Source organism: Pusillimonas sp. ANT_WB101, from assembly GCF_008369125.1.
In the GTDB taxonomy this organism is placed as follows: domain Bacteria; phylum Pseudomonadota; class Gammaproteobacteria; order Burkholderiales; family Burkholderiaceae_B; genus Allopusillimonas.
The window spans coordinates 479,311-496,300 of the sequence record NZ_VOAY01000005.1 but is presented as its reverse complement, the minus strand read 5'-3'; the positions used below and the strand labels follow the sequence as shown (position 1 = coordinate 496,300).

Sequence of the window (16,990 nt, the reverse complement as noted above, 5' to 3'; positions counted from 1 at the left end):
ATCAGCGTATGAAATCACAACGTCTTTTTTTCGCCCTGTGGCCCACCCCGCAAGATGCCAGCACCATGATGGCATGGGTGCATGACGCGCATGCACTTTGTGGCGGGCGCATGATGCGCGAAGATACGCTGCACCTTACGCTGGCGTTTCTGGGTAGCACGCCCCAAAACAGGGTTCAGCAGCTAGTGCAGGCGGCGCCCACATGGCAGGCACCTTCAGGCCAGGTCGTCTTGAGCCGATTCGGCCGCTTTCAGGGGCCGCGCATTGTGTGGGCGGGGCCAGGCGCCGATGATGTCGAATGCATGCAGTGGCTCGATGCCCTGTACGAGGGGCTGTGGCGTAATCTTCAAACTCTGGGGTGGGAGCGTCCGCAGCCTGCCATTGCCGTAAAGCAGGATGGTCATGCGGTAAGCGGGGCATCGACAGGCAGCGAGCAAGCACGCGAAGCACAGACACGCGGTCCACATACAGGCCAGACACAGACAAGCGATACACAGACAGGCCGAGCACAAACACGCGGGGCGCCGACTAACACACGACCGCGTGGCACGGCTGTGGGGTTTCGTCCCCACGTTTCACTGCTGCGTCGCGCAGGCCTGGCTGACCTTGGCGCACTGCATCGTCCGGCTTTTACCTGGAAGCCCGAGCAATGCGTGCTGGTAGCTTCGCAGCCCCATGAAACAGGTTCTTACTATAAAGTCATCGCTCGCGTGCCCCTGGTTTGACGGGGCGGGCATTGCACTTGCTGTGCTGTTGGTCATCAAACAGGAGCACATCATGGTTACCCATAAAGAGTTCGAGCGGGCGCAGCAAGATCGCGAAGTTGATGAAGAGGGCACGTTGCTGAAAACCGGCCTTACACAGCCGGCGTTTGGCCCCAGCGATTCGTCAGACTCTGGCAGTGACGCAATCGGCGAGGGCCCGGATACCGACAGTGACCGCGCCAATACAGGTGGGCGCGCGCAAGTGGAAAATACGGGCGATGAGCCCCTGAACGACGATATCGAAGCGGATCGTATCGTGTCAGAAGATAAGGCCGGTCTGGCGCATACTCCGCCCAACCCCGAGCGCAATGGCGGCAACGAGGACGATTAGGCATGGCAAAAGCTAGCGTGTGTGCAAGCCATGCTCTATACATTTGTCGTGACTGATATGGGTCGCTGGCTGAGCCCGGTTCACGCCAGTCAACGAAGTAGTCTGCGCACGAAAACGCGTAGCTGCCGGCGTAATAGGAGGGTGCCCACAACGTATCGCTATACAGCGTCTTGCGGGTACCCGGCTTGCGTGTGAAGTGTGTGATGCATTTATGTCGCCAGCAGCAGGAACCCGCCGAAGTGCCTCAGACGGTTTGTGTGTGGGCACCGCAGGGGTTTTTGGCCTGTAGGGTGGTGAGGATGTCAAACCCCAGGGCTGTCGACATACGGCGGCACACGGCCAGCAGGGCCTGTGCCGCCGTACCCTCAGCGCTCGCCTCGAGCGAAGACGCCGGCCCCACCAGGGTCAGTGCCAGCACCAGATGCCCTTGTGCATCAAACACCGGCGCACTGACCGCATTAATACCAACCACGTGATCGCCTTCGACCACGGCCAGGCCCTGAGAACGAACTTCGCGACGCAAAGCCGCCGGAAGCTGCCGGTTTGCCTCATCGCCCCAGGCGGCAAACACACGTCCTGTCGCGGACGAACGCGCATCAAATGTGGCACCCTCATTGACGCTAATGGACATGGCCCGGCCCGGCTGGCAGACCCGCACCGCCGTCGCGCCGTTTTGCCCCATGACCGCAACAAAACACGTTTCACCCACCGACAGGGCGAGCGCCTGCGCTTCTGCGCTGGCCAGACGGATGGGATCTTGATTTGCCAGCCACGACAGCGCCATATCCCGCATGGCCGGCCCCACGCTGTACATACTGGTTTGTGGGTCTTGCACCACCCATCCTGCCCGCGCCAGGCTGATCAGATATCGATACGCCTTGGCGCGATGCATGCCCGCCTGCCTGGCAAGATCAGACAGACCCACGGCCGTGCCCTGTTGCGCCAGGATATGGAACAGGGCCAGGCCCACTTCCACCGACTGGACGCCCTGGCCGGGCTCGCTGTTTTTGGTGTGCGTTATTTCATTTTTCATCTGTGTTCTGTTTTAACCCGAAACGCCACGCACAGTAATTTGTAAACCCAATTTTTTGCGACGTAAAGTGCTTGACGCTTTAACTAGCCTGCTTTAATGTGTTATCAGAATCATAACAGTGTTACGCATAGAGTAACGGTAATTTCATTTCCCTTTGGAGAAAGGCATGAAGAACTACATCACATTCCCCTTGGCAGAAGGCATCCATACCCGTCAGGCGCACTGCGACATCCCTGATGGTCTGTATGAACGCGAGCATGGACGTAACGGCTTTTTTGGCCCTGCCAGCCATATCCTGCACGCGCACAAGCCCACAGGGTGGACAAACTGGGAAGGCCCTTTTGAACTGACTCTGCTGAACCTGAACCGACTTGACAATGGCGAGGCCTGCCCGTGGAAGGCTCGCCGCTTTATGCACAACGCCAACACTCAGGTTTGCTTCTGGAAGTTCGGGGCCTCCATGCCTGACCTCGCCCGCAATGGCGACGGCGACATGATTCTGTTCTTTCATAAGGGTGAGGGCGAGTTCTTCTGCGATTACGGTCACATGAGCTATCGGGAGGGCGACTACATCAATATCCCGCGCGGTACGGTCTGGCGTCTGGAAACCAAGATTCCTAATGAGGTGCTAACCATTGAAGCCACCGATGACTTGTTCATGCTGCCTGAGCGCGGCATTACAGGCCGCCATGCACAGTTTGATCTTGCGGTTCTGGATACGCCCAAAATTGATGACGCCTTCAAGGACCAGCAGGGCGAGTTTGAAACTCGCGTACGGGCAAAGCGCCTGCAGCAGGTTACGACGGTTACCTTCCCGTATAACTTTCTGGATGCCGTCGGCTGGCACGGCGATTGTGTGCCCGTAAAACTGAACTGGCGCGACATTCGCGAACTGCTGTCTGATCGTTACCATTTGCCGCCCACGGTACATGCCACATTCCTGTCCGGCACCATTATTGTCTGCACCTTTGCGCCGCGCCCCATAGAAAGCGACCCCGGTGCTCTGAAGGTACCCTTCTTTCACAATAATGATGAATTCGACGAGTCCATTTTTTATCATCAGGGCAATTTCTTCAGCCGTGACAATATCAAGCCCGGCATGTTCACGCTGCACCCCTCGGGCTTTCACCACGGGCCACACCCCAAGGCCTTTGCTGCCGCTGCTGCCAACAACCAGGGCGAACGCAAATACACAGATGAAGTGGCAGTCATGATCGACTCCCGTCATGCGCTTGAAGTCGACACGCTGCCCGACGGGGTGAAAATCCCCAACTACGCGGATTCCTGGAAGGAATAACAAGAAGGCCCATGGGTGCATAACCCATGGGCCTTGCTCTTGTGTGTTGGCTGGCCTGTTCTCATGCAGCGTCTGGCTGTCTGGCAGGATGAGCCGTCTGAAAGGCCGGCAGTGATTCGCAATACTCGGTGATACGTGCAATGGTTGGATACGCTGTCAAGTCCACATCAAAACGTCTGGCGTTATAGACCTGCGGCACCAGGCAGCAGTCTGCCATGCCCGGCGTGTCACCATGGCAGCACAGCCCTGTATCCGGAGACTGAAGCTGGGCTTCGAGCGCCTCAAAGCCCAACGCGACCCAATGCCGATACCATTGATCACGCCCCGCCTGTTCCACCTGCAGTTCGTTTGCCAGCCAACGCAGCACCCGCAAATTGTTCAGTGGATGAATGTCGCAGGCCACGTGCAGCGCCAGTGCTCGCACGCGAGCGCGTGCCAGTGTGTCCGCAGGCAATAGCGCTGTCTCGGGGTAGGCCTCGTCCAGGTATTCCATGATCGCCAGAGACTGCGTCAGCACATGGTTGTTCTCAACGTATGCGGGCACCAGGCCTTCGGGATTGCGGCGTCGATATTCTGGCGTATGCTGCTCGCCGCCATGACGCAGCAGGTGAATGGGCACGACCTGATACTCCAGCTCTTTCAGAGCCAGTGCAATCCGAACCCGATAGGCGGCCGAGCTGCGAAAATAAGTGTAGAGTTCTCGCATAATGTCATGCTTCCTTGCGTTGAGTAATTGTCAGTGCAATTACGTCGAAAAAATCCCTACCCTGCGCGTTTTCATGTGGAAACGAGCTTGGTTCTTGACGTGCATGGTTGGCGTGATCGACTATTCGTTTTCAGTCGTCACGCCTATGCAAACTTCGTGCGCCCGGGTTGCATGGCCGGGTATGGGGATACGGGCCCGCGTCTGCGGAACCCGTAGTCAATCGCTTATTTCAGTTCGTTCATCACTTGGTCAAACAAGTCTTGGCCCACATCGGGCGTGAACATCTTCCATACAGGCTGCACACGCTCACGCATGCGCTCGCGTTCGGCATCGCTGACGTCGTTGATTTTCATGCCGTGCTTGGCCATGGCCTCTCTGGCCGAGTCTGACTGCGCACGTGCAACCTCGCGCTGGTACACGCGCGCTTCAAAGGCGGAGTCTTTGACGATTTTTTGCTGTTCGGGGGTGAGCTTGTCCCAGAATGCCTTGGAGGCCAGTGGGATAAACGCCCCGTAGCTGTGTTGCGTGATGGACAGAAACTTTTGCACTTCATAAAGCTTGAGCGCAGCAATTACCGCGTTGGGGGTTCCCTGACCGTCAATCGTATGGGTTTCCAGCGCTGTATAAAGCTCGGGAACAGCCAGAGGCACTGGGTTGGCACCCAAGGCTTTGATGGTTTCCTGGGTGATGCGCGCCTGGATAGAGCGGAACTTCAGCCCCTCAAAATCTTCGACCTTGGCGATAGGATGCTTGTTATTGGTGGCATTGAAAAAACCGTTTTCCCAGTAAGCCAGGCCCACCAGACCGTGGGCGGGAAGGGTGGTCAGCAGTTTATCGCCGACCGGGCCGTCCAGTACTTTATCCGCCTCGGCACTGTTCTTGAACAGGAAAGGGAAATCAAGAATTTCATAGGCTTTCACCATGCCCGTGAGTGTAGTGGTTTGCGGTACGGTAAATTCGATGGTGCCGCCCTGCAAGGCTGATGTCACTTGAACATCATTGCCCAGTGCACCGCTGTAATAGGGTTTGATCACAATTTCACCATTGCTTTTCTGTTTGACCAGTTCAGCAAATTTGGCCACGCCCTGGCCCTGATGAGATTTTTCGGGCAGTGTCACCGCAAATTTGGCGGTGACAACAGCCCAGGCAGAGCTGGACAGTGTGGCGGCCAGCAGGCCAACCAGTAGTGAAGTACGTATTTTCATTGAAGTCTCCTCGGGTGTAATAACAGGGGGCGCATTAGCGCCACCATTGGGCAGGCACAGTTACCAGTGGCGGGTACACAATTAAGGCGACCAGCAACAACACCAGGGCCAATAAGAAAGGGGCGATGCCTCGTGCTGCTTGTGCCAGTGTGACTTTGCCGATCGAGCTGATAACGTTTAGCACGACACCAACCGGCGGTGTAATCATGCCAATAGAGCAGTTCATAATAAACACGACACCAAAATAAACAGGGTCAATATCGGCTGCCTTGACGATGGGCATAAACACAGGCGTGAAAATCAAAACCACGGGGATAAAGTCCAGCACCATCCCCGCAAAAAACACCACCACCATCATCGCTGCCATCAAAACCATAGGGTTATCGGACAGCGTGGTGAGCCAATCGCCCACCTGGCCCGAAATATCGGTAATGGTGATCATGTAAGACGCGATCATGGCCAGCGCGGCCAGCAACAGCACCACCGAAGTCGTGCGTGCGGTGGTCAGCAGGCATTCATAAATCGTGCCCCATGTCAGTTCGCGATACACCACCAGGCCCACAAATAGCGCATAAGCCGCAGCCACAACAGCGGACTCGGTTGGTGTGAAGATACCGAAGCGCAGGCCGCCGATGATGATAACGGGCAGCATCAGGGCCCAGATACCCTTGCCCAGCAAGGGCAGACGATGACTCCAGGGCACGCGGGGTGACACGGCAACCTGCTGGCGATGCGAAACTATCCACCAGGCGGTAATCAGAAACAGCCCCATCAGCACGCCAGGCACAATACCGGCCAGAAACAGCCGCGTAATAGAAACGTTGGCCACTACCCCGAAGATCAGAAAACCGATGGAAGGGGGTATGACCGGCGCAATAATGCCGCTTGCCGCCATCAGCCCGCAAGCACGGGCCGGGTTATAGCCCGCCTGGCGCATCATGGGCACCAAAATGGCCGCCAGCGCCGCTGTGTCGGCCACGGCAGAGCCCGAAAGGCTGGCAAGCAAAATGCCGGCAAAAATGGCAACGTATCCAAGACCGCCGCGCAAATGGCCCACAAAGGCGCCGGCCATGTCGACAATGCGTTTCGACAAGCCGCCTGCATTCATGAACTCACCGGCCAAAATAAAGAATGGCACGGCCATCAGCACAAAGTTGTCAGCCCCGGCGATGGCATTTTGCACCACAATTTGCGAATCAAACTGGCCTGTTACCAGCATGAGGGCGATGCCTGCATACATCAACGCAAAAGCAATCGGCAGGCCGATCATAATCAGGCCCAGCAACGTCGCCAGAAACACGAGTGCGGTCATGGCTTGTCTGCCTGTTGATCAGGGCGGTTAGAGGACATTCGGTCGGCTTGGCTTTCGATACGATCAGCCAGGTCTTCAGTTAACGCGTCGTCCATTCCCAGCCAGGCACGTCGAATGTTGTTGCACACGGGAAAGATCATTGCGATCCCAAACACGAGTGCAACCGCATACAGCCAGCCGTAGGAAATTCCCATGACCGGATAGAAGTTGCCCAGGTTGATGCGCATCTGTGCCCACCCGCCCACGATAAACATGCCGCAACCGATCAAAATCAGTACACCGGTGAAGACCACCAGCAGGCGACGCAATCGCGGGCCGGCCAGGCGCTGCAATGAATCAAAGCCGATATGGGTGCGTTGCGCCGATGCCAGGACGGCACCCATAAAGATCAGCCAGACAAACAGCAGGCGGGACAACTCCTCAGATATGGCAATGCCAGAATTAAAGCCATAGCGCAGGATCACATTGCCAAAGACCAGCACGCCCATGATGACGAGCGCGGTGACGATCAATACTTCAAAGGTGCGAGTCAGCAGGCGAGCAATACGTTCAAGCATGATTGCCCCGCAAAGTCAGATACTGCATGGATTTGTCTCCGGTCGGCTGGCTTCTGGCGATTTTTTTCTATTAGAGCCAGATTCGAGATATCATTCAAACAGTTTTTTCCCATGTATTTATAGGAAATTATGATGGAAGTCACTTTGCGTCAACTCCGTGCCTTCGCTGCGCTGGCCCGCACAGGTGGCTTCACGCGCGCTGCCGAATCGCTTCATATCACGCAATCGGCCCTCAGCGGTCTGATCAAAGAGCTGGAAAACCAGCTGGGTGTAAGACTGGTGGATCGCAGTACGCGGCGCATCCGCTTATCGGAAGTGGGGCGCGAATTTCATTCTGCGACCACCCAGGTATTACGCGACCTGGACGCTGCCGTCGAAAACGTGGACAACCTTAAACGCCTGCGTCGCGGTATTGTCCGGATTGCCGCACCACAGCTTATGTCCAGCACGCTGGTACCCGAGGTCATTGCAGGGTTTCGGCAGGCTTATCCAGATGTGCGCATTCATTTGGTGGACTGTGCCGTTGAAACCGTGATCGCGCAAGCACTGCGCGGTGAGGTAGACATCAGCATTGGCCCTCAGCGTGAAGCGGTGGCTGAACTGGTCGCAGATCCCCTGTTCGACTTACCCTTTATGGCTGTTTTCCCGCCTGGCCACCCGCTGGAGGCCAACAGCCGTGTCGCCTGGGCAGATCTGGTTCGATACCCTCTAATTTCATTACAGGGTCAGTTTACCGATCGCCTGTCCATGGATTTGCAGGGCATTTCAGCCGTGCCGCCCATACGGCCCACCCATGAAGTCGCCTTTATGAGTACCGCCCTCAGTATGGTCAATTCGGGCCTGGGCGTGACCACGTGTCTGCCTTATGCCCAGACACTGGTAGACCTGTATGGCTTAAGAATGCGTCCGCTGGCAGATCCAGAAGTTCGCCGCCAGTTTTTTGTATATCACCGGCAACATGCCAGCTTGCCTCCAGCGGCAGAGGCGTTTGTGCAATACCTGCACGAACATATCCGGCAGCGGGCCTGGGGCAGCGCCACCCCATAAGCTGACCAGGCTTACCAGCGTTTATATGTTGCTCGGATTGATCTGCTCCCTGAATCGCGGGTTCTTATACGATGGGGCATGTCTTTCTGCTTCCTATAAAATCTGTCAGGCAGCTTGTGCAAAATTCGTTTCAAGGCCAGTCAAACATGGGCGATGCCCAATTTAGTCTCAGGAAAATCGCCATCCCCGCATTTGGGCCTACCGTACTGTTCGGGCTGGGCAACGGTGCGGTATTGCCTGTCATTGCGCTGAGCGCGCGTGATATGGGGGCATCGCCCGCCATGGCAGGCGTGGTTGTGGCGCTCATCGGGCTGGGTTCGCTTACCGGTAACATCCCTGCCGCGTTGCTCACATCGCGCATTGGCGAGCGCAAAGCCCTCATCGGGGCTTCCATCCTTACCATCGTGGCATTGCTGCTCTGTGTGTTCGCAGTCCATCCCGCCATGCTGGCGCTGGGCACATTGATGATAGGGCTGGCGACGTCGGTGTTTTATCTTGCCCGTCAAACTTTTCTCATTGAGGCGGTTCCGTTTGCGCTGCGCGCGCGCGCTCTGTCGACGCTGGGTGGCACGCATCGCATAGGTATGTTCGTGGGGCCATTTGCCGCAGCGGGTGCCATGCATTTTATGGGGCTGTCGGGTGCGTATTGGGTTGCCATTGTGGCGTTGATTGGCGCCGGCATACTTTCATTTGCCGTGCCCGAGCTTGAACTGACGCCCGGGCGAGGCGCGGGCCTTGCCATCAAGCCCAAAATGGCGACCATGGCCGTGACGCATGCCAAGGTGTACCTGACACTGGGTGTGGGTATTTTGCTTATCAGCGCCATGCGAGCCGCCCGGCAAATTGTCATCCCTTTGTGGGCTGATAGCATTGGCCTGAGCCCGACTGCGACCGCGCTTATTTTTGGCGTTACTTCTGCCGTTGATATGCTGATGTTTTATCCGGCAGGCAAAATCATGGACGAATACGGGCGCTTGTGGGTGGCGTTGCCCTGTACCCTGCTCATGGGCCTGGCGCTCGCTCTCATGCCACTCACGACCAGCCTGGCTCCCTTTGTCATGGCATCCATGCTGCTTGGGTTTGGCAACGGCTTTGGCTCGGGCATTGCCATGACGCTGGGCGCCGATGCTTCACCGCCAACAGGCCGTACCGAATTTTTGGGTATATGGCGCCTGATCAGTGATGTCGGCACCAGTGCCGGCCCTTTTCTGCTGTCGGGTATGACAGCGCTGGTGTCGCTGGGCGCCGGTATTGTTGTCACCGGCAGCTTTGGTTTTCTGGCCGCCGCGCTCTTTTGGCGCTGGTTGCCACATATCAGGCCCTCGGAGGCTGATCGCACGTGAATATTCGTACACTTACTCTGATGCTCGCCGGCCTGGCTATGCTGGGGCCTTTCGCTACTGATACCTATCTGCCTTCGTTTCATAGCATAGGCGAAGACTTTCAGATCAGTCAGGCCCTGGTGCAGCAAACACTCAGTATTTATCTGTCCACGTTTGCCTTCATGAGCTTGTTTTACGGCACCTTCTCCGACAGTTTCGGGCGGCGTCCCGTGATTTTGTTTTCGCTCATTCTGTTTGCCATCGGCTCGGTGGGCGCTATGTTGGCCCCCAGTTTTGGCTGGCTGCTGTTCTTCAGAGGCCTGCAGGGCGCCTCTGCCGGTGCGGGACGGGTTGTTGGGATGGCGATTGTGCGCGACAAGTATCACGGCGCCGAGGCGCAGAGGCTGTTTGCCAATATCACCATGGTGTTCAGCCTTGCACCGGCCATCGCCCCGGTGGTGGGCGGGTATGCCAATTCGCTGACCGGCTGGCGAGGCACGTTTGGCCTGATGGTAATTATTGTCGCCATACTGATCGCCATGTGTGTGCGTTGGCTGCCCGAAACCCTCACGCCAGAGCACCGACAGCCACTACATGTAGGCAATATATTTCGCAACTACATCAAGGCATTGATGCATCCGCCATTTCTTTTGGCCATACTTGCCGTAGGCTTTGCGTTTTCGGGTTTTGCCCTGTACATCTCGTCGGCAGCAAGCTTCATCATGAATATACTGGGTCTGCCAGACACAGCGTTTGCATGGCTGTTTTTACCGTTTATCAGCGGGGTGGTCATCGGGTCGATGTTTAGTTCGCGCAATGCGGGCCGTATTGCGCCTGCGCTGTTGATACGCGCTGGCCTGGGCATCATGACGCTGGGTGCCGTGCTGAACGTGTTGTACAACGCCATGTCGGTTGCCGCCGTGCCCTGGGCCGTAATACCCATCTTTGTCTATGCCGTCGGCATGTCGGTGGCACTGCCTGGCATGACGGTGGTAACCCTGGGCAGTTTTCCAAGCATGCGCGGCCTGGCTTCGTCATTGCAAAGCTTTGTGCAAATGTTTATTTTTGCGCTGGTATCAGGCCTGTTAGCGCCACTGCTGTTTCACAGCGCGCTGTTGCTGGCCCTGGGTATGGGCTGCAGCGCAGTGCTATGCATTAGTCTGTGGTGGTTCAGCATGAACTGGGAGCGCCTTCGTGGCGGTCGAACGGACACACTAAAAGACCATTAACCCAGTTCGAAGGTCGTCACGCCGAATATACGGTCCGTTACGATATCGGGCAGGTAATGGTTGTACATGCGCGCCGTGCCGAACACCTCTTGCATCCCCAGATCGGCGGCAAGACGCATGCCTTCTGTATTTGTTTCAGGTACATCCAGATAAACCGGTTCTTGGTGTGCCGTGTTGCGGCCCAACGCCAGCAGTAAAGATTCTGCAATGCCGCGATTGTCGGCAAATAATGGCCCAACCTTCCAGCCATCACGGCAACGGCGAATAACGCCATAACCGCGTATCGCCTTGTTTTCCGACCATGCGAGCGCCACCGAATCGGGCTGGTTGAGCCAGGCGTCAAGAAAAGTGGGGCGTGATGCCGGAAAACACAGCCGATCGTAGCGTGCAATGCCGTCTGCATCGACATGTTTTACAGAAACTATGTTGGGTGTTGTGGCAGCCCCATTTTGCAAACGGTTTTGCCATGCGTAACGTATATTGCTATAGGCCAAACTGAACCCAGACTTTCTATAATTGGCCTGCTGTTCCTGTACACCGTCTAGCCCGATATTGCGTGTGCCGAACTGTTCGAGGGCACTGCTCCACAATTGCATGCCATACCCCCGGCCACGATACGCTGGCGCCACAATATAAAAGCCAAGAAACCCGAAACCTGGCCCGTAACGCACTGCGGAGATACAGCCTATCGGCTCGTTATCTAACAAACCAACCAAAAAGCCGCCCGGATCCGTTGCATAGAAGGCATCGGCATCGTGAGTACCTGGATTCCAACCTTCGTTGGCCGCCAGCGCTACTGCAAAATCAAGCTCATCTCGGCGCATCGCTCGGACTTGATAGGGTTTCGTCATAGGTGTCTCCGATTTTATCGGGCGTTTGTCGCTGTTTGGACAGCATACCTGACCTGCTCCATCAAAAAGCTGGGCGCTGCCCGCCTTCTTTGCCCCAATTGTGGAAATACTCTTCAAGATGGCTTACGCAAGACTTGATCTTGGCCGATGCGCTCAGGCGCTCGGGGTAAACCGCCCACACATTGGCCTCTTGTCGGTACTCTTTAAGAATATGCACCAGCTGGCCAGACTGCAGATGTTCTTGAGAATCCCAGATGGATCTGAGCATAATGCCATGCCCAGCCAGGGCCCAGGCCACTGCGATCTCGCCGTTGTTGGTCGTCAGGCTGCCGTCGACTTTTACGTTAATGCTCTTGTTTCGTCTGCTGAGTTTCCAGATGCCTACGGGGTGGTCGCGCTCTCTGATCACCAGGCAATTGTGTTCCGAAAGTTCGCTGATTTTTCTCGGCGTGCCGTGTGTTTGCAGATACTCGGGTGAGGCGCACAGAATTCGGTGGTTGCTGGCCAGCTTTCGGGCAATGTAGTTGGGGTCAATGATGTCGCCAATGCGTACGTCAAGATCGAATTTGTCTCTCGCAAGGTCAACCAGGCGATCGAACACCTCAAGCTTTATCTGTACTTCGGGGTGATTTCTTGAGTACTGTGCCAGGCTCTGTGCGACAACACGTCGGCCAAATCCAAAACTGGTGGATACCCGCAGTATCCCGCGCGGCTCACCCTTCATAAGGTCAATCTGGTTCTGCAGACCGTCCACGCTCAGCAGTATGTGCTGTGCCTGGCTGTACACATGCTCGCCTTGTTCAGTAAGTGAAACCTGTCTGGTGGTGCGATGAAAAAGCCTGGTGCCCAGATCAGTTTCAAGCTGCTGTATGCGCTTGGTAACGAAAGCGGGTGACACCCCCATCATTTGCGCTGTTTTGGCAAAACTCTGGTAATCAGCGACCTCGCACAGTATGCGCAGGTTCTGTAGCGAAAATTGATTATTAACCATGGGTAAATTCTGTTTTTCCCTGTAGAACTTGGCATTGTAGTGATTTTCCCCCTAGACTTGCCGTTCGGCTCAACGTTTAAAACTATTTAAGAAGCCATGGGGACAAAATTTAAATCACTCAAAGACATCCATGTCGGTTTGCGTTCTGGCGAACTGACGGCTGAGGCACTGGTGCAGTCTTGCATAGCCAACTACGCACGGCTCGAACCCACGCTGCATGCCTATAAATCATGGGGTGGTGAAGCTGCGTTAAAAAATGCGCGCGCCGCCGACACACTCTTCGCATCAGGTATAGATCTGGGCCCGCTCATGGGCATACCGGTGTCAGTAAAGGATCTGTACGGCGTGCCGGGATTTCCGACATTTGCCGGCTCGCCCGAGGCCTTGTCCAAATCCTGGGAGGAGCCAGGGCCTGTCATGCAGAGCGCGCTGCGGCAGCTTGCACTCGTTATGGGCAAATCACACACCGTTGAGTTTGCTTTTGGCGGTATAGGCATTAATGCGCATTGGGGCACCCCTGTTAACCCCTGGAGTGTCGGCGAACCGCGCATTCCGGGTGGATCAAGTTCGGGTGCAGGCGTGTCACTTGCTCAAGGATCGGCGCTGGTTGCGTTTGGCACGGACACCGCCGGGTCGGTGCGCATACCAGCTTCACTGACGGGTGCCGTAGGCTTCAAGCCGACCTGGGGGCGCTGGCCGGGCGCGGGTATTGTTCCGCTGTCTTCCTCGCTCGATACGCCGGGCATACTGGCACGGTCTGTTGATGACGTAGCGTTTGCCTTTACGGCGATCGACGCCATGCTGACAGGTAAGCAGGCCGAGCCATTAAGCCTGCCAACGATGTCGGCCCTGCGCATAGGCGTACCCGACCATTTTTTCTGGGATGGCGCTGATCCAGTGATTATTCGCGAAGTGGAAGCGGCCATCGCGAAGCTTGAAGCAGCAGGCGCAAAAGTAAGCCGCATTACCTTGCCGCGCTGCGATGAGGTGTATGGCATTTTCGGTCGTGGCGGGCTCGCCGCATCAGAGCTTTGTGCTTTTCTTGCCGACACCATGCCTCACAAACTCGAGCAGCTTGATCCCGTCGTAAGAATGCGGGTCGAAGCCGCAGAGTCTGTTTCGTCTGTGGAGTACTTGCGTCGTCGCACGGCCCTGAATACCGCCGCACGCGAAGCCGCTGCCCTGTTTACAGAGGTTGACGTCATCGTAACGCCTACGGTGGCCATCTCGCCGCCATGCATTAGCGAGCTGGCAGACGGTGAAGCCTATCGCCACGCAAACATGATGACGTTGCGCAATACCAGTATCGCCAACCTTATGGGGTTGTGCGCAATCAGTATGCCGGTGGGTAAAGACGGGCTTGGCATGCCTATAGGTATGCAGCTTATGGGTGGGCCTGATCAGGACGCCAAGCTGCTTGCCATTTCAATTTTGCTGGAAAACAAGCTGGGCAAGCCCATTGATGTATTGGGTACACCCGCTTTGACGCAGTAATCACAACTGCACACGATCCATAAAAAGGGAGCAACCATGTTTAAAGTAACACTCAAGAAAATCGGAACCATAGCCATTGCCAGCATGCTGGCCGGCGGCTCGGCATATGCAGCAGAATTTAACTTTACGTTTGCGCACGTGCTGACGGAAAGCACGCCTAATGCCAAGGCAGCGGTCAAGTTCAAGGAAGAAGTCGAGAAAAACTCGAAGGGCCGTATTCAGATCAATGTGCGTCCTGCGGCACAACTTGGTGGTGACGTCGAGATTATTGAACAGACCCAAATGAACCTGGTGCAGATTGCCATACCGCCCACGGGCAACCTGGCCAACTTCCAGGCAAAAATGTTTCTGTTCGACCTTCCCTACTTGATGGAAGACACGGCTGCCATGAAACGCCTGCTCGACGGTGATGTTGGCCGTGAGCTACTGGATACGCTGTCTGACAACAATCTTTACGGCGTGAACTACTGGGGTGCGGGTTTCCGTCACATGACCAACAACATTCGCCCCATCGAAGAGCCTGACAGCCTCAAGAACATCAAGATGCGCACGCTTCAGGCTCCGACAATTCTTGCTACGTACCGCACTTTCGGTGCCAACCCCACCGCCATGGCCTATACCGAGGTGTATAACGGCTTGCAGCAGGGCGTGGTAGAGGGGCAGGAAAACCCGTTGGCCAATATTGACTCGATGAAGTTCTACGAAGTGCAGAAGTACATGACGCTGACAGGTCATGCATACCACACGTACGCCGCCGTCGTGAACAAAGCGGCGTGGGAATCACTGCCACCAGACTTGCAACAGGTTATGCGCGACGCGTTTGATGTGGGTCGTGATTACGCACGTGAGCTGACAGAACAAGACGAGAAAAAAATTCTCGAAAACATCAAGGGTCAGATTGAGATTCGCGAGCTTACCCCCGAAGGCAAAGCCAAATTTGTCGAGAAATCCAAGGCCATCTACAAGCAGTTTGAGCGTGAAGTGACGCCTGAACTGATGCAGAAAGCCATCAAGGCGGCTTCAGGTAACTAAAGGCAATACAGGGGCTCCCAATGCTGGAATCAATAAATAAGATCATTGATCGCATAGAAGGATTCGCGATGATAGTGCTGATGCTGGTTGCGACAGTTGTCGCCATCGTGCAGGTCATCGCCCGGTATGTGTTCAACAACTCGCTGTCCTGGTCAGAAGAAACAATACTGTATTCACTGATCATTATGAGTTTTGTTGCCGGCAGCATGGGGGTTCGGTACGCGGCGCATATTTGCGTCGAAGTACTGCCCCTGGTGGTAGGCCCCCGCCTGCAGATGGTGCTGAAATACATCGCCGCCATTCTGGGGGTGGCCTTTGCACTGACCCTGGTTTATTACGGTGGTCGGCTTTATTTAAATACCCTGAAGATGGGACAGCTCTCCCCCGCAATGCGGATCCCGGTCGCGTACATCTATCTGATTATCCCTGTGTCTGGCTTTTCAATGTTGCTGCGTTATCTATGGATTGTCGAAAGCCTCATAAAACACAAAGAATACAAGCCTCTGACCATGGATATCAGCTCGACGTGAGCAAGGACAACACATGATTTCCGCACTCGTACCCATCTTCTTCAGCGTGCTGCTGTTTGGTCTTCCCATTTTTGCAGCACTGGCTCTTACCGTAACTCTCACGCTTTATTTCTTCGGAGCGATCGACCCGCTGGTCGTGCCCATGCGCATGTTCTCGGGCATGAACAACTTTTCGCTCATGTCCATCCCGTTTTTCATTCTGGCAGCAGAGTTGATGCGCATTGGGGGCCTGTCTGACCGACTAATCGGCCTTGCTCGTGCATTGATCGGTTGGATGCCGGGTGGGCTGGCAGCCGCTACCGTGCTGTCATGCCTGTTTTTTGGGTCGATTTCAGGCTCAAGCCCCGCTACCGTCATCGCCATTGGCACCATCATGTTTCCGGCGTTGGTGGCTGCCGGGTATGACAAGTATTTTTCCATCGGTCTGATCGCCACGGCGGGTACGCTGGGCCCGATTGTTCCACCCAGCATCGCACTGATCATTTATGGCTCAGTAACAGGCTCATCAGTGGGCAAGCTATTTGCGGCCGGCCTGATTCCGGCGATTTTGATTGCGTCCATTCTCATTTTGTACTGCTGCCTCTATTCCTTGAAAAAGGGGTATCCGCGCGAGAAATTTCCCACTGTGGGCGAAATATGGATTGCGGTAAAACGATCACTCTGGGGGCTGGGGCTTCCTGTCATTTTGCTCGGTGGCATTTATTCGGGCATGTTTACGCCAACAGAGTCGGCAGCAGCTGCTTGTCTGTATGGATGGTTTGTCGGCACCGTCATCTATCGCACCATTTCGGTTAAAGGCCTGTTCGAGATACTGCGCAATACCGGCTTGTTGTCAGGCACGTTGCTGTTGATTACGGCTGGCGCTGCGGCCTTTTCCTGGATACTCGCCAGTACCGGCGCTCCCACCATGCTGGCCACCAAGGTCTTGGCGGGCACAACATCGCCGGTTGCTGTCATGGGCCTGTTCAACCTGATCATGCTGGTAGCGGGTGCCGTTCTGGACAGTGCCTCGGCAATTATTGTGCTGGCACCCCTCATGCAGCCTATTGCGGCTCAGGTTGGCGTAGACCCCATTCATTTTGGCATCATCACTCTGGTTAACCTGTCGGTGGGCATGCTGACCCCGCCGGTCGGGCTCAACTTGTTCGTCGCCATGGGTATCGCCAGAATGTCACTGTTCGAGGTATTCAGAGCCGCCTTGCCGACCATCATGCTCATGGTAGGGGCGTTGATCCTGATTACCTATATTCCATGGATAAGCATGGTCATTCCTAATGCGCTCTATTAAA

General features: G+C 55.7%; 17 protein-coding genes. 10 read left to right on the top strand and 7 right to left on the bottom strand.

Going from position 1 to position 16,990, the window contains the following annotated elements; translation table 11 throughout:
* The first annotated feature begins 8 nt into the window (after positions 1-8).
* Positions 9-725, top strand: coding sequence for a 2'-5' RNA ligase family protein (locus FQ179_RS20875; RefSeq protein ID WP_149399388.1), 717 nt, complete (start codon positions 9-11; stop codon positions 723-725).
* Between the two features lie 52 nt (positions 726-777).
* The gene (locus tag FQ179_RS20870; RefSeq protein WP_255475087.1) at positions 778-1,095 is read left to right on the top strand and encodes a hypothetical protein; all 318 of its coding nucleotides are present in this window, start codon (positions 778-780) and stop codon (positions 1,093-1,095) included.
* Between the two features lie 244 nt (positions 1,096-1,339).
* On the opposite strand, the gene FQ179_RS20865 is transcribed toward FQ179_RS20870, so the two are convergent.
* Positions 1,340-2,128, bottom strand: coding sequence for an IclR family transcriptional regulator (locus FQ179_RS20865; RefSeq protein ID WP_149399386.1), 789 nt, complete (start codon positions 2,126-2,128; stop codon positions 1,340-1,342).
* Positions 2,129-2,294: 166 nt separating this feature from the next.
* Here FQ179_RS20865 and FQ179_RS20860 point away from each other — a divergent pair, with 166 nt between their 5' ends.
* Positions 2,295-3,425 carry a homogentisate 1,2-dioxygenase gene (locus FQ179_RS20860; protein WP_149399384.1) on the top strand — a complete coding sequence of 377 codons (1,131 nt, stop codon included), beginning with the start codon at positions 2,295-2,297 and terminating at the stop codon, positions 3,423-3,425.
* A 61-nt stretch (positions 3,426-3,486) separates the two neighbouring features.
* Here the strand turns inward: FQ179_RS20860 and maiA are convergent, their stop codons facing one another.
* From maiA to FQ179_RS20840, 4 genes are all read right to left on the bottom strand, one after another.
* Positions 3,487-4,131: a maleylacetoacetate isomerase gene (maiA, locus tag FQ179_RS20855; RefSeq protein ID WP_149399382.1), complete on the bottom strand. Its 645-nt coding sequence runs from the start codon at positions 4,129-4,131 to the stop codon at positions 3,487-3,489.
* A gap of 224 nt (positions 4,132-4,355) precedes the next feature.
* Positions 4,356-5,336 (bottom strand): TRAP transporter substrate-binding protein, encoded by a 981-nt coding sequence (locus tag FQ179_RS20850; protein ID WP_149399380.1) that lies wholly within the window; start codon positions 5,334-5,336, stop codon positions 4,356-4,358.
* Between the two features lie 34 nt (positions 5,337-5,370).
* Positions 5,371-6,648 (bottom strand): TRAP transporter large permease, encoded by a 1,278-nt coding sequence (locus FQ179_RS20845; protein WP_149399378.1) that lies wholly within the window; start codon positions 6,646-6,648, stop codon positions 5,371-5,373.
* A complete protein-coding gene (locus tag FQ179_RS20840; protein WP_149399376.1) occupies positions 6,645-7,205 on the bottom strand; it encodes a TRAP transporter small permease in 561 nt (186 codons plus the stop codon). Before FQ179_RS20840 ends, FQ179_RS20845 begins: the two co-directional genes overlap by 4 nt.
* A gap of 129 nt (positions 7,206-7,334) precedes the next feature.
* On the opposite strand from FQ179_RS20840, the gene FQ179_RS20835 reads away from it, so the two are divergent.
* From FQ179_RS20835 to FQ179_RS20825, 3 genes are all read left to right on the top strand, one after another.
* Positions 7,335-8,252 carry a LysR family transcriptional regulator gene (locus tag FQ179_RS20835; RefSeq protein WP_370459916.1) on the top strand — a complete coding sequence of 306 codons (918 nt, stop codon included), beginning with the start codon at positions 7,335-7,337 and terminating at the stop codon, positions 8,250-8,252.
* Between the two features lie 146 nt (positions 8,253-8,398).
* Positions 8,399-9,595: an MFS transporter gene (locus FQ179_RS20830; protein ID WP_149399504.1), complete on the top strand. Its 1,197-nt coding sequence runs from the start codon at positions 8,399-8,401 to the stop codon at positions 9,593-9,595.
* Complete coding sequence (locus tag FQ179_RS20825) at positions 9,592-10,803, top strand: multidrug effflux MFS transporter (protein ID WP_149399374.1); 1,212 nt, start codon at positions 9,592-9,594, stop codon at positions 10,801-10,803. Before FQ179_RS20830 ends, FQ179_RS20825 begins: the two co-directional genes overlap by 4 nt.
* On the opposite strand, the gene FQ179_RS20820 is transcribed toward FQ179_RS20825, so the two are convergent.
* Together FQ179_RS20820 and FQ179_RS20815 are read right to left on the bottom strand one after the other, a co-directional pair.
* The gene (locus FQ179_RS20820) at positions 10,800-11,654 is read right to left on the bottom strand and encodes a GNAT family N-acetyltransferase (RefSeq protein ID WP_188074677.1); all 855 of its coding nucleotides are present in this window, start codon (positions 11,652-11,654) and stop codon (positions 10,800-10,802) included. The two genes, FQ179_RS20825 and FQ179_RS20820, sit on opposite strands and share 4 nt — an antisense overlap.
* 61 nt (positions 11,655-11,715) lie before the next feature.
* Positions 11,716-12,645 carry a LysR substrate-binding domain-containing protein gene (locus tag FQ179_RS20815; RefSeq protein ID WP_149399372.1) on the bottom strand — a complete coding sequence of 310 codons (930 nt, stop codon included), beginning with the start codon at positions 12,643-12,645 and terminating at the stop codon, positions 11,716-11,718.
* Between the two features lie 96 nt (positions 12,646-12,741).
* On the opposite strand from FQ179_RS20815, the gene FQ179_RS20810 reads away from it, so the two are divergent.
* Genes FQ179_RS20810 through FQ179_RS20795 form a run of 4 tightly spaced genes read left to right on the top strand, consistent with a single transcriptional unit; the run spans position 12,742 to position 16,989 of the window.
* A complete protein-coding gene (locus FQ179_RS20810) occupies positions 12,742-14,139 on the top strand; it encodes an amidase (RefSeq protein WP_149399370.1) in 1,398 nt (465 codons plus the stop codon).
* A 36-nt stretch (positions 14,140-14,175) separates the two neighbouring features.
* Positions 14,176-15,171, top strand: a complete 996-nt coding sequence (locus tag FQ179_RS20805; protein ID WP_149399368.1) for a TRAP transporter substrate-binding protein — start codon at positions 14,176-14,178, stop codon at positions 15,169-15,171.
* 20 nt (positions 15,172-15,191) lie between these two features.
* Positions 15,192-15,701: a TRAP transporter small permease gene (locus tag FQ179_RS20800; protein WP_149399366.1), complete on the top strand. Its 510-nt coding sequence runs from the start codon at positions 15,192-15,194 to the stop codon at positions 15,699-15,701.
* A 13-nt stretch (positions 15,702-15,714) separates the two neighbouring features.
* A complete protein-coding gene (locus tag FQ179_RS20795) occupies positions 15,715-16,989 on the top strand; it encodes a TRAP transporter large permease (RefSeq protein ID WP_149399364.1) in 1,275 nt (424 codons plus the stop codon).
* Position 16,990 lies beyond the last annotated feature (1 nt).